30 protein-coding genes and 1 other annotated feature are annotated in these 26054 nt (G+C 41.6%); all 30 genes read right to left on the bottom strand.

Annotated features, from left to right (window positions below; all coding sequences use genetic code 11):
• Positions 1–18: 18 nt before the first annotated feature.
• Complete coding sequence (locus ACTWPM_RS01345) at positions 19–219, bottom strand: DUF2905 domain-containing protein (protein ID WP_443131258.1); 201 nt, start codon at positions 217–219, stop codon at positions 19–21.
• Entirely contained in the window at positions 216–1217 is a 1002-nt protein-coding gene (ruvB, locus tag ACTWPM_RS01350) for a Holliday junction branch migration DNA helicase RuvB (protein ID WP_443131259.1), read from the bottom strand. The genes ACTWPM_RS01345 and ruvB overlap by 4 nt, the downstream gene beginning before the upstream one ends.
• An 18-nt stretch (positions 1218–1235) precedes the next feature.
• Positions 1236–1853, bottom strand: a complete 618-nt coding sequence (ruvA, locus tag ACTWPM_RS01355) for a Holliday junction branch migration protein RuvA (RefSeq protein WP_443131260.1) — start codon at positions 1851–1853, stop codon at positions 1236–1238.
• Between the two features lie 498 nt (positions 1854–2351).
• Positions 2352–2921 carry a BofC C-terminal domain-containing protein gene (locus ACTWPM_RS01360; RefSeq protein WP_443131261.1) on the bottom strand — a complete coding sequence of 190 codons (570 nt, stop codon included), beginning with the start codon at positions 2919–2921 and terminating at the stop codon, positions 2352–2354.
• A gap of 80 nt (positions 2922–3001) precedes the next feature.
• Complete coding sequence (locus tag ACTWPM_RS01365) at positions 3002–3754, bottom strand: YebC/PmpR family DNA-binding transcriptional regulator (RefSeq protein WP_443131262.1); 753 nt, start codon at positions 3752–3754, stop codon at positions 3002–3004.
• Positions 3755–3827: 73 nt separating this feature from the next.
• Positions 3828–4388, bottom strand: a complete 561-nt coding sequence (locus ACTWPM_RS01370) for a YhcN/YlaJ family sporulation lipoprotein (protein WP_443131263.1) — start codon at positions 4386–4388, stop codon at positions 3828–3830.
• A 70-nt stretch (positions 4389–4458) separates the two neighbouring features.
• The gene (nadE, locus tag ACTWPM_RS01375) at positions 4459–5199 is read right to left on the bottom strand and encodes an NAD(+) synthase (protein WP_443131264.1); all 741 of its coding nucleotides are present in this window, start codon (positions 5197–5199) and stop codon (positions 4459–4461) included.
• A gap of 32 nt (positions 5200–5231) precedes the next feature.
• A complete protein-coding gene (locus tag ACTWPM_RS01380; protein ID WP_443131265.1) occupies positions 5232–6194 on the bottom strand; it encodes a phosphotransferase in 963 nt (320 codons plus the stop codon).
• On the bottom strand, positions 6184–7266 hold the full coding sequence (safA, locus tag ACTWPM_RS01385; protein WP_443131321.1) for a SafA/ExsA family spore coat assembly protein: 1083 nt from the start codon (positions 7264–7266) through the stop codon (positions 6184–6186). The genes ACTWPM_RS01380 and safA overlap by 11 nt, the downstream gene beginning before the upstream one ends.
• A gap of 169 nt (positions 7267–7435) precedes the next feature.
• Positions 7436–8311 (bottom strand): prephenate dehydratase, encoded by an 876-nt coding sequence (gene pheA, locus ACTWPM_RS01390; protein ID WP_443131266.1) that lies wholly within the window; start codon positions 8309–8311, stop codon positions 7436–7438.
• A 14-nt stretch (positions 8312–8325) separates the two neighbouring features.
• On the bottom strand, positions 8326–8775 hold the full coding sequence (locus ACTWPM_RS01395) for an ACT domain-containing protein (RefSeq protein ID WP_443131267.1): 450 nt from the start codon (positions 8773–8775) through the stop codon (positions 8326–8328).
• 17 nt (positions 8776–8792) lie between these two features.
• Positions 8793–10073, bottom strand: coding sequence for a GTPase ObgE (gene obgE / locus ACTWPM_RS01400; protein ID WP_443131268.1), 1281 nt, complete (start codon positions 10071–10073; stop codon positions 8793–8795).
• Between the two features lie 13 nt (positions 10074–10086).
• On the bottom strand, positions 10087–10605 hold the full coding sequence (locus ACTWPM_RS01405) for a Spo0B domain-containing protein (protein WP_443131269.1): 519 nt from the start codon (positions 10603–10605) through the stop codon (positions 10087–10089).
• Between the two features lie 159 nt (positions 10606–10764).
• The gene (gene rpmA, locus ACTWPM_RS01410; RefSeq protein WP_443131270.1) at positions 10765–11055 is read right to left on the bottom strand and encodes a 50S ribosomal protein L27; all 291 of its coding nucleotides are present in this window, start codon (positions 11053–11055) and stop codon (positions 10765–10767) included.
• Positions 11056–11072: 17 nt separating this feature from the next.
• Entirely contained in the window at positions 11073–11399 is a 327-nt protein-coding gene (locus ACTWPM_RS01415) for a ribosomal-processing cysteine protease Prp (RefSeq protein ID WP_443131271.1), read from the bottom strand.
• Between the two features lie 11 nt (positions 11400–11410).
• On the bottom strand, positions 11411–11719 hold the full coding sequence (gene rplU, locus ACTWPM_RS01420) for a 50S ribosomal protein L21 (RefSeq protein ID WP_443131272.1): 309 nt from the start codon (positions 11717–11719) through the stop codon (positions 11411–11413).
• Positions 11720–11732: 13 nt separating this feature from the next.
• Positions 11733–11807: a sequence feature (ribosomal protein L21 leader region), on the bottom strand.
• Positions 11808–11843: 36 nt separating this feature from the next.
• Positions 11844–13277: a ribonuclease E/G gene (locus ACTWPM_RS01425; RefSeq protein ID WP_443131273.1), complete on the bottom strand. Its 1434-nt coding sequence runs from the start codon at positions 13275–13277 to the stop codon at positions 11844–11846.
• Positions 13278–13288: 11 nt separating this feature from the next.
• Positions 13289–14146 carry a site-2 protease family protein gene (locus tag ACTWPM_RS01430; protein WP_443131274.1) on the bottom strand — a complete coding sequence of 286 codons (858 nt, stop codon included), beginning with the start codon at positions 14144–14146 and terminating at the stop codon, positions 13289–13291.
• The gene (locus tag ACTWPM_RS01435; protein ID WP_443131275.1) at positions 14133–14906 is read right to left on the bottom strand and encodes a peptidoglycan DD-metalloendopeptidase family protein; all 774 of its coding nucleotides are present in this window, start codon (positions 14904–14906) and stop codon (positions 14133–14135) included. The genes ACTWPM_RS01430 and ACTWPM_RS01435 overlap by 14 nt, the downstream gene beginning before the upstream one ends.
• A 128-nt stretch (positions 14907–15034) precedes the next feature.
• Entirely contained in the window at positions 15035–15832 is a 798-nt protein-coding gene (minD, locus tag ACTWPM_RS01440; RefSeq protein ID WP_443131276.1) for a septum site-determining protein MinD, read from the bottom strand.
• Positions 15825–16511, bottom strand: a complete 687-nt coding sequence (gene minC, locus ACTWPM_RS01445; protein WP_443131277.1) for a septum site-determining protein MinC — start codon at positions 16509–16511, stop codon at positions 15825–15827. Before minC ends, minD begins: the two co-directional genes overlap by 8 nt.
• Positions 16512–16548: 37 nt before the next feature.
• Entirely contained in the window at positions 16549–17076 is a 528-nt protein-coding gene (mreD, locus tag ACTWPM_RS01450) for a rod shape-determining protein MreD (RefSeq protein WP_443131278.1), read from the bottom strand.
• Entirely contained in the window at positions 17073–17954 is an 882-nt protein-coding gene (gene mreC, locus ACTWPM_RS01455) for a rod shape-determining protein MreC (RefSeq protein WP_443131279.1), read from the bottom strand. The genes mreD and mreC overlap by 4 nt, the downstream gene beginning before the upstream one ends.
• An 11-nt stretch (positions 17955–17965) precedes the next feature.
• Positions 17966–19006 (bottom strand): rod shape-determining protein, encoded by a 1041-nt coding sequence (locus tag ACTWPM_RS01460; RefSeq protein ID WP_443131280.1) that lies wholly within the window; start codon positions 19004–19006, stop codon positions 17966–17968.
• Positions 19007–19164: 158 nt separating this feature from the next.
• Positions 19165–19836: a RadC family protein gene (radC, locus tag ACTWPM_RS01465; RefSeq protein ID WP_443131322.1), complete on the bottom strand. Its 672-nt coding sequence runs from the start codon at positions 19834–19836 to the stop codon at positions 19165–19167.
• A 59-nt stretch (positions 19837–19895) separates the two neighbouring features.
• On the bottom strand, positions 19896–20462 hold the full coding sequence (locus ACTWPM_RS01470) for a Maf family protein (protein ID WP_443131281.1): 567 nt from the start codon (positions 20460–20462) through the stop codon (positions 19896–19898).
• Positions 20463–20624: 162 nt separating this feature from the next.
• The gene (locus ACTWPM_RS01475; protein ID WP_443131282.1) at positions 20625–21473 is read right to left on the bottom strand and encodes an SPOR domain-containing protein; all 849 of its coding nucleotides are present in this window, start codon (positions 21471–21473) and stop codon (positions 20625–20627) included.
• Between the two features lie 150 nt (positions 21474–21623).
• Complete coding sequence (locus ACTWPM_RS01480) at positions 21624–22376, bottom strand: prepilin peptidase (protein WP_443131283.1); 753 nt, start codon at positions 22374–22376, stop codon at positions 21624–21626.
• Between the two features lie 568 nt (positions 22377–22944).
• On the bottom strand, positions 22945–24678 hold the full coding sequence (locus tag ACTWPM_RS01485) for a diguanylate cyclase (RefSeq protein ID WP_443131284.1): 1734 nt from the start codon (positions 24676–24678) through the stop codon (positions 22945–22947).
• 75 nt (positions 24679–24753) lie between these two features.
• Positions 24754–26040, bottom strand: coding sequence for a bifunctional folylpolyglutamate synthase/dihydrofolate synthase (locus ACTWPM_RS01490; RefSeq protein WP_443131285.1), 1287 nt, complete (start codon positions 26038–26040; stop codon positions 24754–24756).
• Between the last annotated feature and the right edge of the window lie 14 nt (positions 26041–26054).

Below are 26054 nucleotides of genomic sequence, written 5' to 3' on the forward strand. Positions count from 1 at the left end.
TAAATCCCCTATTCTTCCTTATCGTATTTTACCAATAATATAAAATATAAGTGAAAGAACAATGCTGGCTACAATGGATGTCATAATGGGAAAGTAAAAGGTAGTATTTCCTTTTTTGAAACTAAGATCACCCGGAAGTTTGCCAACAAAACTCCATAGAAGTCCAATCACTATAAACACAATCCCTATAACAATAAATATTTTTCCGAACCCAGTCAAGTTCCGGGCACCTCCCTATGGAAGTGAGCGTATGCTTTAGGTGTTACGACACGTCCACGCGGAGTTCTTTGTATAAATCCAATTTGAAGAAGAAACGGCTCGTACACATCTTCAATCGTTTGAGACTCTTCTCCAATCGTAGCCGAAATAGTATCAAGACCCACAGGTCCTCCTCTAAAACCGTCCATAATGCCTTTTAGAAGCTTGTGGTCTATATAATCAAGACCTTCGGCGTCTACTTGCAGCATCTCCAAAGCTTCTTGAGTAGTATCAAGAGATATGATGGATTCACCTTTTACCTGCGCTATATCCCGCACCCGCTTAAATAATCGGTTGGCAATACGCGGAGTGCCTCTCGAGCGCCGGGCAATCTCCACGGCAGCATTAAAATCAATTTCTACATGAAAAATATCCGCTGTCCGCTCTACTATCGAACAAAGAGCTTCTGTTTCGTAATATTCTAACCTGCTGTGGACTCCGAACCGGTCGCGCAGCGGCGCGGATAATAAACCGGCTCGCGTAGTGGCTCCTACCAGCGTAAAAGGAGGCAGATCAAGACGCATCGATCTCGCACTAGGTCCGCTGCCTACAACAATGTCCAAGCAAAAGTCTTCCATAGCCGGGTACAGGACTTCTTCTACTGATCTTGGTAATCGATGAATTTCATCGATAAAAAGAACATCTCCGGGCTCAAGTGAAGATAAAATAGCTGCCAGATCTCCTGCCCTCTCGATAGCAGGTCCAGCCGTTGTCCTGAACTGTACGCCCATTTCATTAGCAATAATAGAAGCAAGCGTCGTTTTCCCAAGCCCCGGAGGGCCATAAAGAAGCGCATGATCCAGAGGTTCCTCTCTCATCTTTGCTGCTTGAATAAATATACGCAGATTTTGTTTGGTTCGCTCCTGACCAATATACTGTTTGAGCGTTTCCGGCCTCAAACTAAGTTCAATGTCCTGGTCTGTCTGCTGCAACTCGCCGGAAATCATTCGATCTTCCACATTAGTTCCCCCTTCCAGTTATGACTTCATCAATACCTGTAATCCTTGTCTTACATAATCGTCCACACTTCCTTCATTGGTTTTTTGAAGTTCTGTGCGTGCCAATTTGATTTCTCTGTCTGTATATCCTAAAGCTTTTAATGCTTCAAGAGCCTCTTCTATGCGCTCTCTCTTTTCTTTTGAAGTCAGTTCCTCTTGGTAGAAAATAGTATCTTCATTCTGTTCATCGGGCAGCCATACAATCAATTTACCCTTTAAGTCCAAAATCATTTGCCTGGCTGTCTTTTTTCCAACACCAGGAAATTTAGTTAAGTACTTATCGTCTTCCTGTTCAATAGCTGAGACAAATTCGGGTACGCTCACCGTCCCAAGTATAGCTAAAGCGCCCTTTGGTCCAATACCGGAAACATTTAAAAGCTGGGCGAAAAGCTGTTTATCTTCTTTTTTCCTGAACCCAAATAATGTTTGTTGGTCTTCACGTATATAGTGATATGTATGAACTTTTATCTCCCGGTTCAAATATTCTTGAAAGTTGAAAGGATTAGCACATAGAATTTCATAACCGATGCCGCTAGTTTCAATTATTATGGACGCATCTTCAATTAAGCTTAACTGTCCTTTTACATAAGTAATCATAGTTGGAAGTCCTCTCTTACCTGTATTGCTTAGCATTTCTATTGTAACACACAAGCACATGTTCGCCCATGACAGAACTTGAAGAAGGATGTAGATTATTGCACTGAGCAGCCACCTTTAATTAACATCCTTTACAAATATCCTGTTTTCCAGCTCTTAATTAAAAGGCTCTGTTAATGTTTATTATTGATTTTTCATAAGAGGCTTTTTACACAATAAGGCCGTTTTCTGTAAGGCTCAGTTTCTAAATATCTCGGGTCCTTCTCCGAAAAGTAGATGAGGGCGGCTACAGAAACAACTCGCTTTCCTGCGGCCCTACACGAAGTAGGGTCGATCGACGTTGCGTCGTGCAGGGTCGGAAAGCGAAATCGTCCCCCGGCAGGACCTAATTTTCACAAAAGTCTCGAAACTGAGTCTTAAGCAATCGGGAGCTTTGCCTTTAAATCAATACGGAAGTTTAACAGAGCCAATTAAAATAAAACAGCCGCCTATGACTATTCATAGCGGCTGTTCTTCTCCGGCATACTGTTTAACCACTTGCTCAAAATGAAAGACATCCTTGATTTTGATGCCCTCTTTCAATTCTGACTTCCTCTTAGACTCTAACGGTTCAATAGGTATAGGTTTAAAGGATTCTATGACCTTCCCTTCGGAAGGAGTACCATCAAATACCGCTAGTTCTCCATCTTCCGTAAGGCCGAAGTACCCCTGCTGCTTAGTCAGTGGAGAAATATCTTCCACGTGCCTTTTGAAGACGATTTGATCCAATTCCTGGGACTCTATGGACCAGCCTTCATAAGCTGACCAGAAGTCCACCATTGACCATATTGTTTCTTCCTTATTAGTGGTCTCAGTTACACCATCCAAATAGTGCTGCTTCAATACCACCTTTATTGTTAAAGGTTCCGGATTTACTAGAGTTTCTACAGCCTTCTCTTCGGTTTTATTGACCACGGTTCTTTGATAAGGCATGTCGTCTGCTCTGAGTGAGACTTCATCTTCCGCACCAAACCACTGCCATCCTGCTAAAATTAAACTGGCTGGTATGATCCATAACCATCGATTCATCGCAGGTTCCCCCTAACTAAAAATAACTTCTGATCCTAGTATGCCCAGGAACAGAAGTTATTATGATAGAAAGACAGCGATTAAGATAATTTCTCTAACAGGGCTTCATCAGCGTCTAAGTTATGATAGACCTCTTGAACGTCATCATTATCCTCAAGCATATCAATTAATTTCAACATCTTTTCAACGCCCTCTTCTTCAAGAGGGGTGTATGTCTCTGGAATCATCGTAACTTCACTAGTCACAAATGAATAACCACTTTTTTCAAGAGTAGCCTTAACATCAGAAAAGGATTCAGGTTCTGCATAAATTTCGAATTGATCCTCTGTTGTTTCCATTTCATCCGCTCCGGCTTCAATTACCTCAAGCATTATCTCTTCTTCGTCAGCCTCTGTTTCCCCGCGATCAATTACTAAGTAGCCTTTGCGGTCAAACATAAAGGAGACACAACCATTTTCACCAAGGTTTCCATCATTTTTATTAAAGGCATGTCGTACGTCTGCTGCGGTACGATTTTTATTATCTGTCAGCACTTTAACCATAACAGCTACCCCGCCAGGTCCATAGCCTTCATAGGTGTACTCTTCATAGTTTACCCCTTCAAGATCACCAGTGGCTTTTTTAATGGCACGATCAATATTTTCATTAGGCATATTATTTGATTTAGCTTTATCTACAGCTAAGCGAAGATTGGGATTCATGTCTGGATCCCCGCCGCCTTGCCTGGCAGCCATGAATATCTCTCTTGCCAGCTTCATAAAAAGCTTTCCCCGTTTAGCATCTTGTGCGCCTTTACGGCGTTTTATATTACTCCATTTTGAATGACCAGCCATGGACATTCTCCTCTCCAAAGCAAATCTTTTCCTACATCAATATACCACAATTTCCCGGTATGAATAAAGCGACTTACTTACCGGTCTGGTTTTGCTGAAAAAAATCTCTAATCTGATTTCTCAGTTGAGCAGGAGCCTGGGAAGCTTTTAACCTGGCGTTCAAATCCTTCATATGATCCCAATTGTTATTGTTAGTGTAGATAATGACTGGTTTATCTGTCATTTCTTTGACTTTTGCCTCAATTTTATTAGGAATGGACTGATCCCTGCGGTCGTATGGGTTAACCATAACCGCAATGTACACTTTCTTATCATCGGTAAAAGCCTGAGTCATAGTGACTTCTTCTAATTCATTCACTTTTTGCATGATAGCCATGGATTCTTCATTGTTAAATGCATTATCATGTCCTCTGTTGGTCTCCTTAAATTTGGAATTTCGGAATTCCTCTTCTGCTGTACGTTTGAACCAGCTGTTTTCCCCAGTTGGAATCTGTCCTCTTCGTTTAATCCCAGGATCTCCTCCATAGGTCAGCGGTTCATAGTAAGTTTCGTCCTGAGTACTTTCTTCAGGCTGTTCATTACATCCAGCCATTAGTAAAACAGTAAGCATTAGAACCATGAAGTATTTCCACATAAAAAAACATTCTCCTTTTACCATTACTATGGTTCAAGGAGAATGTTTTAAACAGTTAATTTTACCCAACTCATGATTGCGGCGGTGAAGGTGGAAGATTACGCTTATGAGCCGATTTCCTGTGCATCGCCTCTATAATCTTTCTATCTTCCTCAGGAATTTCTTCCCCACGTAAAAAGGCATCAATCTTATTATAACTTGTGCCCATTTCGTTTTCGTCCGTCTGACCTTCCCAAAGCCCTGCGCTTGGTTGTTTATTAATAATTTCATCAGGAACACCCAAGTGAGCAGCCATCTCACGTACCTCACCTTTAGGGAGGTGAACTAATGGTACGAGGTCAACTCCTCCATCCCCGAATTTAGTGAAATATCCAGTGTACCATTCGGCGGCGTTATCTGTACCAACCACTAAATATTTATGATTGGAAGCGATGGTATATAAGGTACTCATACGCAGCCTGGCACGTAGATTTGCGTCTGCCAGTCTTTCCTGGTCTTTATCAAAAGACCCGTCTGCTTTCAATTGGTTTTTGACCGTTTGGAACATAACTTCGTGTGTCTCAGTCAAATCTACTGTTATAGAGTGGAGACCACATGCATTTGTCACTAATTCAGCATGTTTCTGGTCACTTCCTTGACTTTTACAAGGCATAATAACTCCAAGAGACTGCTCTGGAAAAGCGCGTTTAATTAAATTTGCGACTACCGCTGAGTCAATTCCCCCGCTTACTCCTACAAGCAAGCCCTTTACATTTGCCTGGGCCACTTGGTCTCTTAACCAGGCAACTAATTCATTCACTTTTTGTTCCACCGGATTGTTCATCCTCTCACACATATGATACTTTATCTTAGCATATGTTCTGCGTATCGGACAAACTTCTTCCGGCTCTCCCATGCTTTTTCTAATTTTATTACATGCTTTGTTAGGGATACTTCACCTCGAAGACAGCGTCTATAACCGTAAAGCCATTCTCTGAGAATATCTGCAGGAACCAATACTCCTTTTAACCATATGTCCAGGTTCGGAGTATGCTTAAAATATTGAAGAAGCATGGAACGTTGATCTTCCAAGTAAGGAAGAAACCGTTGCCCCAATTGGATATGATCATAAAGGTGGGGGCCGGTGTGCAAAAGATCAAAATCGATTAATTTGATGTCATTGTTTTGGTTAATCATAAAGTTATGATGTGCGACATCGCCGTGCAGCCATTCGTTATTCTCCCATGCCTTTTCTTCTACTTCTCCCCAAGGATAATTGGAGAAACGTTCAAGTTGAGTAATCATGCTTAAACGCAGCTCCTGATAGACACTTCTTTTTCTATATTCAGAAAAGACATCCTGAGTTTCTTCAAATTGCTCCAGACGTCTTCCCCATTTAATATATAATGGATCTCGAGGTATAGCTAAGGTGGCAATCCCTTTGGTAGTACGGTGAAATTGATGCAGGACTTGAACAGCCTTCTCTCTGTCATCATGCTTACCAAAATCCGCATGCTTTCCTTGCACCCACTCAAAAAGCCCCCACGCACACCCAAGCTTACTTTTTGTGTAAACATTGTCTTGAAATGGCAGAGGACGAGCGGCCGTGCTGGATGCATAGTTCCAATCCTTAAAGAAACAGATCTGCTGTTCTAACGTTTGCGCTCTCCTATACCCTTTTAATATCATAGGCTTACCATTATACCGGACTTTATATACTTTTGGCTTAATTACTTTTTCTAATCTTATAGGTAATTCCTCTTCTTGTAAGAGCCATTGAAAAAGGCGATCCGTATATGAATCGCCTTCTGAATGCTCAACTTTCATCTACATCATCGTCCCGCCATGGACCGGGATACGGCCCCATTGGCCCTGCTTGGGAATAGTCACACCCCATCGACTGCGGCATACTATGCGGACCCATTCCATAAGGGTTACCACCCTGCTGCGGACCCCACCCGCCCATCGGGGATTGCATTGGCCCATAGGCTTGAGGGTAGCCATGATGGTATCCGTAATGAGGATATCCGTGATGCTGATAACCTGGATACATCGGCTGACCGCCATACCCCATCGCTGGAGACCAGGCTTGAGATCCCCCGTCACCTTCCATACTGCATCCGCAATCTCCTCCTGCTTGCGCACCCTGAACCATAGGGGAAGAACTTTCCTCATATTCTGCTCCCATGTAGCCCTGTTGCTGTGGGTACATAGGCATATTATGCTGGCCTGGCATCTGCATAGGCATATAAGCAGGCATCATTACAGGATGAGGCGGGCAGCAGTAAAAGTCTGAGTGTACAAGCTGGGGCTGCATTGGTTGCTGCATTGGCTGCTGCATTGGCTGCTGCATTGGCTGCTGCATTGGTTGCTGCATTGGCTGTTGCATTGGCTGGTAGTATGGCTGCTGTGCTGGCTCTTGATACTGTGATTTCCCCTCACCCTTTAGCGACTCCTCTGAAGGCATTTCTTCCTCTTTCGGAGCTTGCGGCATCGGCATTTGAGGTAAGTGAAAAGTCGTGTAATAATTTTGCATTTGCTGATCAATACTAGGCATTTGGATCGGCATATTCATATGAATAGGCTGCACTGGCATCATTGGTTTATCCATAACACCTTTTTTGACAGGCTTTTTCTCGTCCTCTTTGATGACAGGAATCGGTTTAGGTGATGTATCTTTATAAGGTGGCATGGAAGGCATTTCTTTCTTCGGCATCTGCTTAGGCGCTTCTTTCTTGACTTGCTTTGTGCCTTGTGGAACCTTGATCTTCATACCCGGCATGATCATATCAGGATTAGAAAGCTGGGTATTGACTGATTTCAATTCTTCAAAATCTACCCCATACTTTTTGGCAATCTTCCAGAGTGTATCCCCTTTTTGCACAATGTGAATTCTCACCATTGCAACTCCCTTCCTGTGAATCTAAAAACTAAAAAGGCAATAATAGCTTCATAACACTCTATGCAGTTCGAGCCAAAAGATTGATGAAAAAGCCTATATTTCTTTTGAATAATAAAAAGAACCTCGCCAAAACCTTGATATAAACAAGTTTTTGGCGAGGTATAAATTAAGCTCTCCGAATAGGAGAAGGAATATCTAATTGGTAACTTGGATAAGTTCCAAGAATCTTCAACTGACAACCTAATGCTTCTAGTTCAGCCTGCACCCCAGGAAAGAGGATCTGATCGTACGGCTGATCGACATCTATTAAGAAAAAGTAGTTGCCAAGCCCGGTTTTCATTGGCCTTGATTCAATTTTAGACAAGTTCATCTTTCTCCAAGCGAAGGCAGCAAGGACCTGGTGGAGGGCTCCTACATAATCTTTAGGCAGCGTTACCATCACCGTGGTCTTTTGCTTTGTTACGAATTGGTCTTTCACCTTTAATGTCATAGGGTTTTTTTGGACTACTGCGAAACGCGTATGGTTATTATCGTAGTCATGAATGTTCTCATCCAGAATCGTCAACCCATTCTCTTCTGCTGCCAGATGGTTTCCAATGGCCGCGGCTCCAGGACCCGTCTCTGCTACAATTTCAGCAGCTCTTCCTGTAGAAGCTGTATATTCGAGCTCTGCTTGAGGATAGTTTTTGTGTAAATACTGATGGCACTGGGCTATCGCGTGACTGTGAGAATAAATCTTCTCAAGCTCATGATCCTGGTGATCCGGGTGGACAAGCAGGTGCTGTTTAATCGGAACTGTCAGTTCAGCAATAATAGACTGATTCACCTGATGGACCAAATAATCTATGGTTAAGTGCACAGAGCCCTCTATAGCATTTTCAAGAGGGACTACACCTGTATCCACTTCCCCGTGCTCCACCGCATCCAGGCAGGCAGGGATGCTTTCATATCCAATATAAGTACCGCCATCGAATAAGCCATCGACGGCCATTTTTGTAAATGTTCCTTTAGGTCCTAAATACCCAATCCGTTGTTCCGGCATATCTTCCCCTCCAATTAAGCTCCCGTACTTAAAATTTCTACTCGATCCACAAAGTCGAGTTTATGAAGCTGCTGTAGCAGTCGTTCAATTGTTCCGACCATTCCAGTCGTGTTCAGCGATAAAGTAACATTCGCTTTCCCCTGTAATGGAATCGTCTGGTGAATGGTAAGAACATTACACCCAGATTCTGCGACAGTACGAAGTAAGTTGGATAACGTACCTGCACGATCTTCTAAATGAAAGAATAAAGTGATCATCTGTTCTTTTACCATGGCCTGAAAAGGAAATACTGCATCTCTATATTTATAAAAAGCACTCCTTGACAGTCCTACATGCTGAACAGCTTCAAATATAGATTCAGCTTTACCACGTTCTAACAGTGCTTTAGCCTCAATGGTTTTTTTCATGGCTTCAGGGAGAATGTCGCTACGGACTAAATAAAATTTTTCGTTATAATCCGCCATTCAATCCTCTCCCCTCATTAATCTACAAATTCGAATTCATAATCAAGTACTCTGACTGTATCCCCATCTTTTGCTCCTCTTTCTCTTAAAGCATCATCCACACCCATACTGCGCATCTGTCTTGCAAAACGGTTAATGGACTGATCTCTAGAGAAGTCGGTTCGTCTAAATAAGGATTCAATCTTTTCACCATATAATACGTAAGCTCCATCGTCGGCTCTTGTTAGTTGGAAAGGAGCTTCTTCTTTTTCAAATTTATAAATTACACGCTCATCCACTTCTTCAACGGCTTCTGACTGTTTCGGTATTTGATCCAACTGATCGGCTACTGTATAAAGAAGCTCATCCAGTCCTTCACGAGTTATTGTAGATATTGGAAAAATCATAACTTCTTCTTCAAGTTGTTCTTTGAACATTTCCAGATTTTCTTCAGCATCTGGCATATCCATCTTATTAGCTACAATGATTTGAGGACGGTTTTCAAGCCTCTTATCATAAGAAGAGAGTTCATTATTAATCGTCACATAATCATCGTAAGGGTCGCGTCCTTCTAAACCTGACATATCTACGACATGCAGAAGCAGACGAGTTCGCTCCACGTGCCTTAAAAACTGATGACCGAGGCCTACTCCTTCATGAGCTCCCTCGATCAGGCCAGGCAGGTCTGCCATTACAAAACTGCGGTGATCCTGACTTTCCACCACCCCAAGATTTGGGGATAAAGTGGTAAAGTGATAATCTGCAATTTTAGGTTTGGCTGCAGTTACCACTGATAGGAATGTTGACTTTCCAACACTAGGAAAACCAACCAATCCTACGTCTGCCAACAATTTTAATTCTACTACAACATCGAGTTCTTCACCGGGTTCACCGTTCTCTGCAATTTCTGGTGCTGGGTTTCTTGCTGTAGCAAATCTTGCATTGCCACGTCCGCCTCTACCACCTTTTGCTATTACAGCTCGTTGCTTATGTTCGGTTAAGTCCGCAATCACTTTATCTGTATCTGCATCCTTGACAGTTGTACCAGGAGGAACGCTGATAACAAGAGGATCCGCATTTTTACCATGTTGTTTCTGGTTCATGCCATTTTCACCACGAGCAGCTTTGAAATGATGCTGGTAACGAAAATCCATTAAGGTATTCAATCCTTCATCCACTTCAAAGATAACGTTCCCACCATTTCCTCCGTCCCCACCCGCAGGGCCGCCTTTTGGAACATATTTTTCACGACGGTAGGCAACTAAACCGTTTCCTCCATCTCCAGCTTTAACAAATACTTTAACCTGATCTACAAACATACTCTTCACCTCTTCAACCTATCGTCATATCGATAGATAGTTCTTTTTCTTCTAAAATGGTGGCTATAAATCCTGCCTGATTCAACTCTTTTATAAAGGCCTCTGTTTGCTGGAAGCGGCCTTCCCACTCCCAGCTTACCCCTAGCGAATGATCATCTATGCCCTTATAGATTTGGACGGTCCCCTCATAGAGTTCATCGTCCACTCGATAGTCATTCATTAGCTCAATCATACGCTTGCCATAAGCCGTCAACTTTTGATCATGACGGGATAAATCAACTTCTTCACTCAAAGAGTATTTTATTCTGTAATAGTCGTATTTCCAATTGAACGATATCAGCCAAATAGGAAAAACAACGGCATCACTATTCAATATCCTTCTTTCATTTTCTGCTTCTTCTCTTATGTCGTCGATTTGCTCTAATAAACGCTCCTGCTTTCCCAGAGATGCGTATCCCTGAAGCAGCTGAATTTGATTCATCCAGTCATGACGCTTATGTCTGAGCAGCGTAATGATCTCTTTGTCATCCAACGGGGGTCAGCTCCTTCGGTCATCCATAATAATAAAAAGTATAGCAAATATAGGCAGGAAACTAAAACGATCTCCGAATTTATATAACAAAAAAAGCCACGCTTATGCAAAAGGCACAGCGCGGCTTCGTTTTACGTATGAACCCGTACACTATTTAGTTTACGCTTCCTGAGCAACAGGATAAACGCTGACTTTTTTGCGGTCGCGTCCGTAACGTTCGAATTTCACAACTCCATCCACTTTAGCGAACAGTGTGTCATCTCCGCCGCGGCCTACGTTAGCTCCAGGGTAAACTTTTGTACCGCGTTGACGGTAAAGGATAGAACCACCAGTTACCGCTTGTCCGTCTGCGCGCTTAGCTCCAAGGCGCTTAGACTCAGAGTCACGGCCGTTTTTTGTACTACCTACACCCTTTTTCTGGGCAAAAAACTGCAAATCAAGACGTAGCATGGGTCTCCACCTCCTTATTAGTTTGATATTGTAATATATTGGTTATATTCCTGTTCGATTGTCTGAAGCGAAACCACCATGCCTTCAAGAAGCAGCTGGGATTTAGCGTAAATTTCTTTATTCAGTCCTTCAGGAAGGGTGATTTTAAGAAAACCGCCTTCTCCGCCCTGCTCGACATGTGGTTCAAATTCACAAAGGGTCACGAGAGAATTGACCGCTCCAAAGGATACAGCTGAAACTGCTGCACACACTAAGTCATGGCCGTAAGGGCCGCTTTCGGCGTGGCCCGAAATTTCAAAACCTGTGATATCTCCCTGTGAACGAAACAACGACACATTAATCATACCGTTCGACCTTACGCGTTGATATCTTCAACGATAAGTTTCGTGTACGGCTGACGGTGACCTTGTTTACGCTTATAGTTCTTTTTGGGCTTATATTTGAAGACGGTTAGCTTTTTCTGACGACCTTGTTTTTCAACTTTAGCCGTTACAGAAGCCCCCTCAACGTAAGGAGCACCTATTTTAGAATCGTCTCCACTAACAAATAGAACTTTGTCGAAAGTTACAGTGTCACCAGATTCTACGTTTACTTTCTCAATATAGATCTCCTGGCCTTTCTCAACTTTTACTTGTTTACCACCAGTTTCAATAATTGCGTACATACTTGCACCTCCTCGATTTACTCAGACTCGCCATTCAGGTACCGGAAACGGTTTTTTTAAAACCTGTTCTGTGCGGTTGTAGCATCGAAGTGCTACTAGAATAACAAAACAATGTTACCACAGTTCAAAACACGTTGTCAACATGGTACCCGCGCTTATAAATCACTTCACGAACCATGTCCACGGACCCTTCAAGCTCAATTTGATAGTGAGAAACATTTGGATCCTCTCTAACAAACAGCTCCTGTGGAATTTTACTAGAAATACAGCCTGAAAGCAATTGTTTTTTAACGATTTTAAATTGAGGATTTATGGATAGAAGAATAGCTTCTTGATTTCTTCCCACTCCAAAAAGAAGTTCACGTTCAAGACGGAAAACAGCTGTTTCGATTGAAAACTCAGATCCCTGCTTTTCCTGCAATAAATGGACTGGACTAATCCATTCATTTTTTCGAGTAATTTCCATTAATCCTAAGCGTGTCATCCCTAAAACCTGCGTTTTTACTAAATCCTGCTTTGCCACCTTTTTCATCTCATTTACGAGCTTTTCTGCAGCTGATTGATCTTTCATAGAAATGAAATCCACCATAATTATTCCAGATATGTTTCTTAAACGCAGCTGCCTGAGAATTTCTTTTCCTGCCTGCCGATTTACATCTAAGGTTTGTGAATTAGTAAAAGTTTTTCCTTTATACTTGTAACTATTTACATCAACAACCGTCATTGCTTCCGTTCTCTCAATCACAATCTCTATCCCGCCCTCAATCTCCAAGCGAGAGTTGATAAGCTCCATTTGGAGTTCCTGTACAGCACGGGCTGCTTCATTCGTTCGTTTAGGATTCCAGCTGATCTTATCTCTAAGTGAAGGATAAATTTTTTTCAATCGTTCACTCGCTTCCACCCCGTCTATAACAATGGCATCCATAGAATTAACAGGGAATTTTCTAATTAGCTGATTTGGAATAATCTCATCTTTCCACAAGAGGCGTGGAGGCTTTTTAAGTGGCTGTGTGGCTAGTTCCCTCCACTGCTCCTTCAACCCTTCTAGCTCCCTGAGAACTTGTTCTGGTTTAACCTCAGAGGCAGCAGTACGGATAATACAGCCTTCTTCACTGCTCAGGCTCCCCTCTAGTTCTGATTGAAGTTGAGCTGTTGAAGCAGGCGTTAATTTCTTAGAAATCGAAGTTTTCCCACCGTAGGGCTGATAGATGGTATAAAGCCCTGGAATAGTGATATCAGCACTAACTTGTGGACCCTTATTACCGGTTGGTTCTTTTATTACTTGAATATATAGATACTCTCCTTCTTTAACAGTGGTTTGTATCGATTCTTTAGCCCACGGGATAGCTGGTTTCCTAAGAAAAGCACGTATTCCTTCGCCTATATCAATAAAAGCCGCCTGAAGTCCACGATCTATGTGCTCCACTCTGCCAACAAAAATAGCCCCTGTGAGTGTCTGCACTCCGGGGCGGTCTATCACATATTCATTGATATGATTATTCTCTATTAAAACACCTGTTTTTTCAGAAGTATTTGTATGGAAGATGATTTCCCTCATATGATCCCTCTTCATAGTGCGATTTTAGGCAGATCCCTTAAGCGTAAATCAGATTTTTTTCTATTAAAATACGCTTGCAGGCATTCTTGCTCATCTACTATATAGAAAAGGGGAGGCTCTTTCAAGACATAGAGATGATTTCGGTTGCTTCTAATGTTTCTTAAAACGTCCCGTACCAGCATTTCCTGATGGACATTCATATATTTAGGGCGTAAATGACGCCGGTCCTCAAGAGCACAATGCATTAAATACCTCATTTGTGTGTAAGTTCTCCTCCTCCACTCCAGGACGTTCTCCATAATTAAAAATCCCGCCAGAAGAATACCAGCGAACGTCCACCGTTCGTCCAGCGTAAGCCAGCTGCCAACCAGAAGTATGACAAGGAAGGAGAAGAATAAAGTAAGTATAAGACTTAGTCTGAAACTAGCCGCCTGATTCATCATATAAAATACCAATTTACCTCCATCCAATGGCCAGATGGGAAGAAGATTAAATAGAAGAATCACCCCGTTATAAAAACTTGCGACACTTAATAGAGGGTGGGGCCCTACAGCCGCTTGTAGGACAGAAAGAACTGCAAAGATCCAAATATGCTGAAGCGGTCCCGCTAATATAACTGTAACTTGCTCTCGAAAAGGGCGTGTATTATGCTCTTCACTAACGACTGCTCCTCCGAACAACCAGAACTCTATTTTCGTCACTCTCCATCCATAATGTTTAGCGGTAAAAAAGTGACCCAGTTCATGAATCATGACAATAGAAAACAGAATAACAAATTCATAAATAGCCCCAGTTAGAAATGCAGAAATAGCTAATAAAAAGAAGAGAGGATGAACATGAATGCTTGGGAGCAAATTAAGAACTTTCATCCACTTTTATTGCCTCTACAGGATCTAGATATTGTTCATCTTTCTCAATCGCAAAAAAGAACTCAGCTGATTCCCCGTCTTCTGATTTTACAGAGCCTACATTTCTCTGGGCTTGTACATGTTCATAAAGATGTACGTCAATAGAGGATAAATAACCGTAAATACTTTTTGAGCCGTCTTCATGCTGGACAATAACTGTTTTTTGAGTATCTTTATCATTTCCTGCAAAAATGACGGTTCCTTCCCTCACCGCCTTAACTTCTGAGTTATTTGCAGTCGTTAACACGATCCCCTTTCCATCATTCTGGAAAGATGTAGTAACAGTTCCATTTACAGGCATGGCGATACCTTCCTGTGTAGAGGATTTTTTGGGAGCAACTACCTGCAAAGGCTCTCCAAAGCGTTCGCTATACCAGGCCGTGACCTTTGCAAATGGGAAGTCCTCTTGAAGCTGAGACGTCACCCATTCCTCAGGACCATTAAGGAAAGCAATATCAGTCTGTTTTCCTATTGCTACGGCAGCAAATAAAAGAACAGCGAAAAACAACTGAAGCCCCAAACGACTTGTCCCTTTTCGAAACTCAGGAATAGGTTGTTTTCTTTCATAATCATTATTTGTTACTAAAGGTGGATAGCCATGCATTTCTTCATCCTGAGGTGGAACAAATGGCTTGTTAGGAAGCGTGTGGCTGCCCTGCACCTTTTTTTTCTTACGTTCTGATATATTTTTACGGACGTGTTCAATATCTTTCCTCACCATAATCCCTCTCTTTCACCCACCTTTTTTTACATTCTATGGAGATGGAAAGAGGGATATGTGTAAAAGCTTTATCCACCACTAAAAAAAGAGCTGCCAGTTAGAATCTAACAGGCAGCTCTTCTTAAATCCTATGTGCGCATTCCAAAGAAGCGTTTTACTTTAGAGAACATTCCATTATCCTCATCTAAATTCATAAGCGGAACCGCTTCACCCAAAATTCTGCGGGCAATATTGCGATAAGCTATCGAAGCCCTTGAATTTGGTTTCATTGCTACTGGCTCTCCACTATTAGATGCGGTAATGACTGAGTCATCATCTACAACTATACCTAGTAAATCGATGGATAAGACCGAAACTATTTCGTCTACGTCCAACATGTCTCCACTTTTCATCATATGATTTCTTATGCGGTTTATAATAAGTTTCGGAGCTTCAATCTCTTCCTGTTCAAGAAGTCCTATAATACGATCCGCGTCCCGGACACTAGATTTTTCAGGAGTTGTAACCACTACAGCTTTATCAGCACCGGCCACAGCATTTTTATATCCTTGTTCTATTCCGGCGGGGCAATCGATAATGATATAGTCATATTCTTGCTTCAACTCTTCCACAATTTCTTTAATTCCTTCTGGAGTCACTTCGGATTTATCGGAAGTCTGGGCTGCCGGCAATAGATGCAGACAGTCAAAACGTTTATCGGTTACCAGGGCTTGTTTTGTTTTGCAGCGTTCATTTACTACATCCACAATATCGTAGATTATGCGGTTTTCAAGTCCCATCACAACATCTAAATTCCTGAGACCAATATCTGTATCCACCAGACAAACTTTTTTGTTCTGTAAGGCCAAAGCGGTCCCCAGATTGGCGGTAGTTGTGGTCTTTCCAACCCCTCCCTTTCCGGAGGTAATTACTATCGCTTCACCCATTCCTCATTCTCCTTTCAAAACTTGCAAGATCCGGTTTCTTCTTCACCACTTCCTGTAATCGATCGATGCGAATCTTCCCTTCTTGTTCATCAATAAATCCGCACTCCATATATACACCCTCTGTTTCATAGTCTGGAGCACGGCTGACCTGGTCGGCAATCCGTAATTGGCTCGGCTGCATATAAGAGGCAGCAATTATCGTCTCTGTATCTCCTTCGAATCCAGCATGAGCAACACCTTTCAAGCTGCCAAGCACATATACATTGCCCGTCGCCGAAATACTTCCGCCAGGATTAACATCCCCGATTAGCAGCAAATCCCCGCGCACTTCTACTAATTGCCCAGAACGAATGGTCTTAGCGATCGTAGTGATTTCAGTATTCTCTTTCCATTCAAGAGCCTCTTTTTTCGTAATAACATCTGATTCAATACGATCGACTACAAGCTTTTGTTTTTCTTTAATAATATCAACGACTTCCTCTTTCTGTTCCTTCGTCAAAAAACGTTTACCTAATTGAATCGTCACATGAATCATAGGATCTTCATCAGTAACGCCTTTCATAGACAGCTTACTTTGTAATTCCCTCAGAATATCCTTGTAAGCACACTGATCGTCTAAACTAAGTGTCAATCCATCTCTTGTTCCTTTAATTAATACTTTTTGATCGTTTGCCGTCACAGGCTTTCACCTCAGACCTTAGACATTTTACAAAATTCTAAGCGTTATTTATTTCTTCTGACCACTGGGTAATCCGATCCTTCACGACAGGATATAATATAACAAAGAATATCATATTAGCTGCCACAGTAGGCAGCAGTCGCAAGATTAGGTAAGTACCCCAGGGCATCGAAGTTATTTTTACAAATGAATAGATAACGTACAGTAATGTATCAGATAAAATAATTGCAAGGATCACTAATAATGAAGCTCCAATAAAATTCGAATGAATCATCTTGTTGATACCATGGATCACGTAGATGACCAGAGCATAGGTTACCATGTAAACTCCAAGAATCCCAGTATATACAATGTCGAGCAACAAACCAAATACCAGCCCATACCAGACTGCATAGTAAGTTTTATCCCGGTCAAAAAATATAGCAACTATTAATAAGAAGATAAGTACCCAGTGAGGGGTCATTAATAGATTTGAATATACAAGCTTAGAGGGTAATAGACTCATAGCCGTCCCCTGCATTACTAATAAAAGCAGGCAGATCAGAGAGATGTAATACCTTTTCATGAGTCTCCATCCTCACTCTGATCATTATTTTCCACTGTCTGCATTGATCGGTCAACCACGATAACATGATTAATATTAAATAGATCGGCAAAAGGTTTAACGTAGGCGGTCTTCGTTAATCCGAACTGGTCGTTAACAACTTCTTCCACCGTACCAATTCGCAGATTACTAGGGAAAACACCGCCAAGACCTGAAGAAATTACCGTATCTCCTTTTTTCAATTCTTCGTCCAGCTTAATACCCTTTAGCAGTAATCTGCCACTCTCTCCATCGTACCCTTCTATTAAACCAAATGCTTCATTATTATCTTCTCTTACCACCCAGGATGAAATCTTATTGGAACGATCAAACCCGCTCAATAGCTGTACAGTCGAATGAAAGGCTCCTGCAGATTTAATTTTACCCACCATTCCTTCACTTGTTAAAACAGCCATATCCTTGGCCACACCGTGTTTTTCCCCGCGGTTAATGGTCATTTGCTCAAACCATCTGTCCGAACTTCTGGCTATAACAGTAGCTTGAATGGGAGAATAATCACTCAATGATTCCGTTTTTCCCATCGTTTTTTTCAGTTCTGCATTTTCATTCTTCAACCGTTGATTATCTTTGATAACGCCTTTGTATTCGGAAAGACGTGCTTTTAAAATCTGATTTTGTTCATACACTTCAAACATATTCTGAATATTGTCCACGGAGTTGTCAACTAGACTGACAGGTTTATGGATAATGCTCTGCATCCATCCTATAGTATCTTTGAAGAATTTTTCAGGTGTAGTTAAAGAATCACGGTCTCGAATCGAAAATCCGATCAAAGCAACCAATACAATGAAGCCAATTAATACTGTCATTAATCTCTTTCTGCGGAATAAGCTTGGCATACCTTGTCCGCCTACTCCATTTTCGATCGGCTTGCAACATTAGGCTGGGCTCTGAAATGGTGGATATTATCGAGAGATTTTCCAGTTCCAATAACTACACAATCCAGGGGTTCTTCTGCTATGAATACCGGCATCTCGGTCCGTTCACTAATGACAGTATCCAAATTCTTAAGTAATGCTCCACCACCGGTCAAGACAATGCCGCGTTCCATAATGTCTGATGCAAGTTCAGGTGGGGTCTTTTCCAATGTATTAATAATCGTATCAATGATCGTATCTACAGTATCCTTAACGACATTAATTATTTCCTCAGAGTGAACGGTAATCGTTTTAGGAAGACCCGTGAGCAGATCACGGCCGCGAATATCCATTTCATCATTACCCTGAATGCTTCCCGCACCACTAAGTTCCATTTTTACTTCTTCTGCTGTTCTTTCACCAATCATTAGGTTATATTTTTTCCTGACATGTTGAATAATGGAGTCATCCATTTCATCGCCGGCTACACGAATTGATTGACTGGTTACGATTCCACCCATGGACAGGATAGCTACTTCAGTAGTACCTCCCCCGATGTCTACAATCATGCTTCCGGTAGGCTCCCACACAGGAAGTCCAGCTCCGATCGCAGCCGCAAAAGGTTCCGCTATTGGAAAAGCTTCTTTAGCACCTGCTTGCTTAGTAGCATCAATGACAGCCCGTTCTTCCACCATAGTAATGCCAGAGGGTACACAAACCATAATGTTTGGCTTGCTCGCAAATGAAGATCGAGTTTTTAATGCTTTTTGAATGTAATATTTCATCATTTGAGCTGTAGTTTCATAATCCGCTATGACCCCGTCCTTCATTGGACGTATGACAGTTATGTACGCAGGAGTACGGCCGATCATCTTTCGAGCTTCATTTCCTACGGCCAGAATTTCACCTGTTTGATTATTTTTGGCTACGACAGAAGGCTCTCTTACAATAACACCTTTATCTTTTAGATAAACTAGTGTATTAGCAGTACCTAAATCAATCCCTAAGTCTTGAGAAAAACCAAATAGACCCAATTCAATCTTCCTTTCTAAGTGCCCGCATTGCTCAGGCGGGGTCAGGCATAAGCCTTTTGTGGATTAGAAGAAGCGCCTATTTATAAGAAGTTCCTATAAATGGCGCCTTTTATCTCCATCTATTCAATTATACGAAAAATTAGATAAAATAGATAGTGTTACAAGTATCCTTTTTCTTTTAAAGATATAAACTTTCGATCTCCTATGACAAGATGATCCAATAATTCGATACCGATCATCTTTCCACACTCCTGCAAACGCCTTGTTACCTGAATGTCCTCTTGAGAAGGAGTGGGATCTCCGGAAGGATGGTTGTGGGCACATATAATGGAGGCAGCCGAGCGTTTGACCGCTTCTTTAAAAACCTCGCGAGGATGAACAATCGAAGCGTTCAAGCTTCCGATGAAGATGGTCTGACGATGGAGTACCTGGTTTTTGGTATTCAAAAATAAACAAATGAAGTGCTCTTGTTTTAAGTCACGCATTTCTTCCATAACGAAGTCCGCTCCGTCTTCAGGGCTGCGAATCATATATCTTTCCACCGGCTTCATTTGCTGCATCCGCTTCCCTATTTCTATAGCGGACATGATCAGAACTGCCTTTGCCACGCCGATTCCCCGGATAGCAGTCAACTCTTCAAGTGTCGCATCTTTCAGTAATAAAATGCCTTCAAAGTGAATAAGAAGACGCTGAGCCAAATCCATTACTGACTCTCTTTTAGTGCCGCTACCTAAAAGAATGGCAAGAAGTTCCTGATTGGAAAGATGAGAGGGACCTATTTCTAAAAGTCTTTCCCTGGGACGATCCTCCTTGGGTACATCCTTAATCATAATACTTGCATTTGTCACCCTCTTCGCTCCCTTACATCTCATTCCTCATGTAGAGAAAGTTAGTCAAGCAGCACTCCGAAGGCCCTAAGCTCCCTTACGACTCTAGCTATGGGCAAGCCTACTACACTGTAGTAGTCTCCGTGAATGTACTTTACAAAAAGTGCCCCTTTCCCCTGTATGCCATATCCACCTGCTTTATCCCATGCTTCTCCAGACTCCATATACTTGTAAATGTCCTTATCTGATAGAGAGTAAAACGTAACATCCGTTCTGACGACAAATGTTTTGATCTGTTCCTCAGTACGTATGGTGACCCCTGTATGCACTTGATGTGTGCACCCGCTTAGATTCCAAAGAAAACTAAAAACTTCATTCTCATCGGCAGGTTTTCCAAGTATATACCCATTTACAGATACAAGGGTATCGGCCGTAAGCAGTACTTCATTTTCCTCAATAGGGATAGCCAGGCTTTTTTGTTTTGATAACTGACTGACCGCTTGCTCTGGCATAATGCCCTCTTCTAATTCTTCATCTGTTCCGGAGACCCGCATGATAAACTCGTACCCGGCTTCTGTCAGTAATTCTTTTCTTCTGGGTGATTGCGATCCAAGTATAAGTGTCGGCATTAACTAAGCTCCTTACTCTACATGAGGTATTATTATCTTACAGGAATTCAGTTCAATCTTTGATTCCCATAAACAGAATTTCCACTCTCCAAAAACGAATAAAAAAAGAAGAATCCAATAGTGAAATTTTTAAATTTCATTCCCTTGAGAGACTGTTACTTTCTATTCCATCATTTTTTCAAGAGAATAAGCCACCTTAAGCCAATTCAAATGATAAGCATCTGCTTTCTCCCATTCTTGAAGTGGAGAGATTAAAAGAGAATCCTGATCCTGCTCCTTCAGGGTATTAACCAGCCCCTGACGATCCGTATCTGAAAGCTGATCAATCGAAAAATTCTCCAAGTGGTCTATCATGAACTCAAACGTTTCAGCTTCTTCTCCTGAAAAAGAACCTTCTCCCTTTAAAACCGCCCAGGGCTTTACATACGTTTCAACATTCCGCGCGGATAACTCCGCAGCTATTTGAGAAGCTTCACTCTCCGTTTGAGCGCTGCCTGCAAATAAATAAAACTGATGATCCCTTTCCCAAACCATAGAAGAAACAGAAAGAGCGGTCAACTTACTTTTCCACTGCAAAGCTTTCTCCTCTGTTGTAAAGACTCCTGCCTGAACAAAATAGGCTTCAACAGTGTTTGGATTTACAACGGATTCCTGTTCTGAAACGGCTTCTTCACCAGCTGGGACTGTTGTGGGAATCATTTCTTTACCAGCCGTAGTTTCATCTGTCAGACCTACAAACATACGAAGAAGTAAAAAACCGAGTCCTAAGCTTAATAAGAGAGCTGAAGATGCAGCAATGACCAAATACTTCACTGAACTCTTCTCATATTTCTTTTTCTTAATGGGAGATTGATGTGGTTTTCGAATTTCTAGTACCGGTATCTCTTCTATCTTATTGGGATGCGGGTCAGAAGCTGCCGTCTCCTCTTTCGCCTGGATTATTTCATTTTCAGGGACTTTTTTATTTTCATTGCGGAAAGATATGGTTATTTTTTTATTCGATTCCATCATTTAATCACTCCTGCAAGGTTTGTCCCAACCCTATCACAGCAACTCCAAAAACAACGTTGAAATTTGTCAGCATTGTATCGACAATTTCACCCTTTTCGTATTCCTGTTAAGAGTCCTTCTTTAAAAAACACAGGAATGACACCCCCTCCCTTAAAAGGAGGACAGGTATAAAACAACTAAATTTTCTCCATAAAAATACACAATGGTGGCGGCCGACACAATAGATGGCCCGAATGGAACCGGGTCTTTACGACCACTACGTTTTAAACTAACCATAATCAAACTGGTTATCGTACCGATGAAAACGGCTATAAAAAAGGTCAGCAGCACATGCTGAGTTCCAAGCAGAATTCCAAGAACACTTAAAAGTTTCATATCTCCAGCACCCATTCCTCCTTTACTCAGGATAATAATTAAAGCAATCAAAAGCAGGGAAATAACCGCCCCATTAATTGAGGAATACCAGGGGCGAAGCGGGTGAATCAATCTATAGATCACAAATAATGCTGCAAACCATATAAGGAGACGGTCAGGAATGAGCATATATCTAAGATCGCTCACTGCTACTATGATACTTAAACTAATGAGTAGACAGGCACCTAAAAAAGCGGGCGTCCATCCATAAACGATGTATGAAAATAAAAACAAAACGCCAGTTATGACTTCTACCATTGGATATGAGAAGGATATTTTAGTACAGCAGTGTCTGCATGCACCTTTAGTGAGAAGATAAGAGAAGAGAGGGATTAAATCGATAGGCTGTAACTTTGTTTGGCAATGGGGACATTGAGAACGGTCAATGAGGAAGGGAACTTTTACCGGTAGACGGATTCCGACTACATGGTAAAAGGAGCCTAGAATCAGCCCGGTTATAAGTATATAGACTGACAATAAAGTGTTCATCAATTTCTCCTTTCGAGTTTTTAAATTAGGTGGGAGGCTGAATATAAGAAGGGTACATTTGGGTAAGCAGGTAATCACACGTACGGTGGGGCGAGGCTAATAGGGGCGGGTGCATTCTATGCAGCTAAGTATTTCCTCCTTTCTCATTAACTAAATTCAATTATAGAATAAGCCCTTCCGTTTGTCCTCTTTTATTATTAGAGCTTCATTCTTCACCCGCTTGAGAGAAGTAACCACGTGGGTATATATCCTTTTCAGGCTGGAACTACGCTGGATAGCCTTTTATATAAGCATTTCAGGCGCAGTAAGGAGATAGGATACTCTCTTTCCGAAGGGTCCATTCGCCCTAATACAATTGGGCTGGTGGGGAAATGCCGAGACTCCCCGATTAAAAGCGAAAGCACCTTGGTCAGCGACGTATGGACTGGACGTTCTAATGTGGAGGTGCCTTGCTCAGCCTTGACAAGCTTAAGAACGACCATGAAAGGAAGTGCCAGGCCCTTTTGTTTAATAAGTATTAATAAATCAAGAACATCATTTTTATACAATTAAAAACGTCCAATATCAATTATTGGACGTTTGAGTTCAATTGATTATAATTCGCTACCTTGTTTCTTCCTTGCTGCTTTGCACCTATGTACATTGCTCGATCCGCATGACGAATTAATTCTAAGGGGCTCTCACAATCATCCGGGTAAACCGCCACTCCAATACTGGCCGTAACATTGACTTCCTGTGCTGTTTTCCATTTTAAGATGTGTTCGTGAGAGTAAAAAGGTTCAGAAGATATGGCACGTTTAATTTCTTCAGCTATTTTTATAGATTGCTCAGCCGAATACCCAGGAAGAAGAATCACAAATTCTTCCCCGCCATAACGAGCAAGCACTCCTCGATTACTTAAAAACAACCGCAACCTCTCAGATAGCAGGCAAAGAATCTCATTGCCACTTTCATGCCCATAGGTATCATTCACTTGCTTAAAATAATCGATATCTAAAAGAATAAGAGAAATCGGCTTTTTATTTTCTTCTTTTTCCCACTGTACAAATAAATCCTGCAGATAAGTTTCAAAATAACGGTAATTGTAAAGACCGGTAAGAGGACATCGTTCACTTTCTTCTTTGCGCTGCTCATAATGCCTGGCATTATCAATAGCTACGCCCAAGTAATTCCCAAGAATCCTAAGAATCATAAACTGAAATTGTACAAACGCTCTTTTCTTATTTGAATAAATGGTTATGATCCCAACAATCTCATCATTCCTCTCCACAGGTACAGATAGTACACTCTCAGCAGTCGAAGGAGTAAATGAATTCGCCATATGCTTCCATTCGGTCCTCTTCCTATAATGAAAACTTCGTGTTTTTTCCCATGTTGCTCCGCTGACACCTTCTCCTTTATTCATCTGGACCTCTGGAAAAACTTCTTCTCCGGAACGGTCAAAGAAACGGATAAGCTTGAGTTGATTGTCAGAGGCAACATCAAACACATAAATGTGATCCAGAGGCAGCAGATCGCTGAGGCGTTCTACAAATAAGTCAAGAACTTCTTTAACACCAAGTTTTCCCGTAAGTTCATGCCCTATTTTACTAGTTTTCTTTAAATATGAATTAATTTCATTGCTGTTATGAAAAAGCATTAGCATTCCTGAGATAAATATAAAAGGAATACCTACAAAAAACACTGCACTTACTCCAAATTCGAGGAAAACAATATAAAGCACAAAACCAACGGGCAGCACAATACCTGCGGTGGCTATGTCCCATACAAAACCGCTGTCCCACCAAACGATTTTCTGCTTATATATTATTTTTGCAATAATTTTAAGTGAAACTTGGTTGAGGAGAATTTGCGATAACGCGTATGTAATAATGGGGACTGCATCTGTTATAGAGGAAACGGCTTCTCCCGCATGTTCTCCGCCGAGGGCATAATACACTTGTGCCGAAAGGACTGATATAGCGAGAAACATTAAGAAGTTAATCGGTATTCGATGAGAGTTGGTACGGTCAACGCGAACCTTTAAAATTAAAAAGAGCAGGGATACTTGGGAAATTATTATCTCAACAAATAACCCATACTGCAAAAAAGCCGCAAATGCAATTCCATGAGTAAAGAAAACCGGGTTATCTCCAATCCGCAGAGGAAAGAGGGCTACGATGGAGGCAAGTATGACAAAAGCACCAATTTCCAACGTATTTACATGGAGAGGCGGATCCGTCCAACGATACAGCAAATAGATGCTAGAAGGCCATAGACAAATCCAAAGCACCCATATCTTGAATCTTTTGTCCCTTTCCATCCACCCACCTCATCCCTGACCATACATTTATAAAATAGGAAAAATTAAGTAACTAAAATGTTACCATATCAAATGTTAATATTCAAAATATTTCCTTATTTCTGATATAAAATACAGTGATCCTGTTATGAGTAGAACGTCTCCAGTCTTCATATTAGACTTGGCCTGGCTGATTGCCTGAACGTAATCTGAGACAGGTATAGTAGTCGGTATAGGAGAGAGCCGGGTTAGCTCACTTGCAGTCATGGATCTTGGGAAATCAAAGGAAGTCATATAGGCAACATTGCTTATCTCTTTTAGAATTTCAAGCATTTTCTCAACTGGTTTATCTTCTAAAGCAGAATAAATAAGATGTACGCGATCCCCTCTGAAATGACGGTTCATTGTGTCCACCAAAGCCCGTGTTCCTTCTTCATTATGGGCGCCATCAATGATGGTTACAGGGTTTGTACGAATAGTTTCAAAACGAGCCGGCCAATGGGTTTGAAGCAGACCTTTATCGTATTTAGAGCGATTTATCGGATACCCCATCTCTTTTAGATGCTCCATCGTCTGAAGGGCTAGACTTGCATTATCAATTTGGTGCAGGCCTTTCATAGGACTAAGCAGCTCACTGGACTGATATGTTGAATTCACAAATATAAAAGATTCCCCTCCAGATAAACTCTTTTTATGTTCCACATGAAAATCCTCCCCCAAAATCGATACAGGAGCGTTATTAAGAGAAGCTTGCTCTTTCAAAACATTTAAGACTGACTCTTCTTTTGCGCCAGTAATTAGTGGTACATTGGTTTTGATTATACCGGCTTTTTCGTAAGCGATCTGCTCAAGTGTATCCCCCAGAACATTTATGTGATCAAGACCGATATTTGTAATTACGGATAAAAGCGGCTGAAGGATATTGGTAGAATCGTAACGCCCACCAAGACCGGTTTCAAACAATACAAATTCCAAATTTTTCTGGGAAAAATAAAGCATAGCCATTGCCGTAATAATTTCAAATTCTGTCGGTTCTCCGAGAGAGGTAGCTTTCAGCTTTTCTGCCAGAGGTTTAATATCTTCTACTAAATCAGCGAGCTCACCATCTGGGATAGCTTCTCCATTGAGACTGATCCGTTCATTGAATCTGATAATATAGGGTGAAGTGAACGTTCCTACTTCGAACCCTTGCGCTTGAAGCAAATTACTTAAATACGTAACTGTTGAACCTTTTCCATTTGTGCCGGCCACATGAATAGCTTTCAGCTTCCTCTCCGGGTGATCCAGTTGATCCATCATCCACTCCATCCGCTTTAATCCAGGTTTGACTTTAAATTTCTCTCTAGAATGAATCCATTGGATGGCTTCCTGATAATTTGACATGTCCGTCCCTCTTT

The organism is Halobacillus sp. K22 (genome assembly GCF_052246795.1).
In the GTDB taxonomy this organism is placed as follows: Bacteria; Bacillota; Bacilli; order Bacillales; family Halobacillaceae; genus Halobacillus.

Bases quoted from the DNA above. Each gene is read 5' to 3' on its own strand.
- ACTWPM_RS01415 (WP_443131271.1), bottom strand. From the start codon at position 11,399: ATGATTAATGTGTCGTTGTTTCGTTCACAGGGAGATATCACAGGTTTT.
- ACTWPM_RS01360 (WP_443131261.1), bottom strand. From the start codon at position 2,921: ATGAATCGATGGTTATGGATCATACCAGCCAGTTTAATTTTAGCAGGA.
- ACTWPM_RS01430 (WP_443131274.1), bottom strand. From the start codon at position 14,146: ATGAAAGTTCTTAATTTGCTCCCAAGCATTCATGTTCATCCTCTCTTC.
- ACTWPM_RS01425 (WP_443131273.1), bottom strand. From the start codon at position 13,277: ATGAGGGAAATCATCTTCCATACAAATACTTCTGAAAAAACAGGTGTT.
- ACTWPM_RS01490 (WP_443131285.1), bottom strand. From the start codon at position 26,040: ATGTCAAATTATCAGGAAGCCATCCAATGGATTCATTCTAGAGAGAAA.
- minD (WP_443131276.1), bottom strand. From the start codon at position 15,832: ATGGGTGAAGCGATAGTAATTACCTCCGGAAAGGGAGGGGTTGGAAAG.
- ACTWPM_RS01480 (WP_443131283.1), bottom strand. From the start codon at position 22,376: ATGAACACTTTATTGTCAGTCTATATACTTATAACCGGGCTGATTCTA.
- ACTWPM_RS01435 (WP_443131275.1), bottom strand. From the start codon at position 14,906: ATGGTGAGGAAAGATATTGAACACGTCCGTAAAAATATATCAGAACGT.
- rplU (WP_443131272.1), bottom strand. From the start codon at position 11,719: ATGTACGCAATTATTGAAACTGGTGGTAAACAAGTAAAAGTTGAGAAA.
- ACTWPM_RS01395 (WP_443131267.1), bottom strand. From the start codon at position 8,775: ATGGCGGATTATAACGAAAAATTTTATTTAGTCCGTAGCGACATTCTC.
- mreC (WP_443131279.1), bottom strand. From the start codon at position 17,954: ATGCCAAGCTTATTCCGCAGAAAGAGATTAATGACAGTATTAATTGGC.
- ACTWPM_RS01475 (WP_443131282.1), bottom strand. From the start codon at position 21,473: ATGATGGAATCGAATAAAAAAATAACCATATCTTTCCGCAATGAAAAT.
- rpmA (WP_443131270.1), bottom strand. From the start codon at position 11,055: ATGCTACGTCTTGATTTGCAGTTTTTTGCCCAGAAAAAGGGTGTAGGT.
- ACTWPM_RS01485 (WP_443131284.1), bottom strand. From the start codon at position 24,678: ATGGAAAGGGACAAAAGATTCAAGATATGGGTGCTTTGGATTTGTCTA.
- obgE (WP_443131268.1), bottom strand. From the start codon at position 10,073: ATGTTTGTAGATCAGGTTAAAGTATTTGTTAAAGCTGGAGATGGAGGA.
- ACTWPM_RS01380 (WP_443131265.1), bottom strand. From the start codon at position 6,194: ATGAAAGTTGAGCATTCAGAAGGCGATTCATATACGGATCGCCTTTTT.
- pheA (WP_443131266.1), bottom strand. From the start codon at position 8,311: ATGCCGGAACAACGGATTGGGTATTTAGGACCTAAAGGAACATTTACA.
- ruvA (WP_443131260.1), bottom strand. From the start codon at position 1,853: ATGATTACTTATGTAAAAGGACAGTTAAGCTTAATTGAAGATGCGTCC.
- ACTWPM_RS01365 (WP_443131262.1), bottom strand. From the start codon at position 3,754: ATGGCTGGTCATTCAAAATGGAGTAATATAAAACGCCGTAAAGGCGCA.
- ACTWPM_RS01470 (WP_443131281.1), bottom strand. From the start codon at position 20,462: ATGCCGACACTTATACTTGGATCGCAATCACCCAGAAGAAAAGAATTA.
- radC (WP_443131322.1), bottom strand. From the start codon at position 19,836: ATGATTAAGGATGTACCCAAGGAGGATCGTCCCAGGGAAAGACTTTTA.
- mreD (WP_443131278.1), bottom strand. From the start codon at position 17,076: ATGAAAAGGTATTACATCTCTCTGATCTGCCTGCTTTTATTAGTAATG.
- ACTWPM_RS01370 (WP_443131263.1), bottom strand. From the start codon at position 4,388: ATGTGGAAATACTTCATGGTTCTAATGCTTACTGTTTTACTAATGGCT.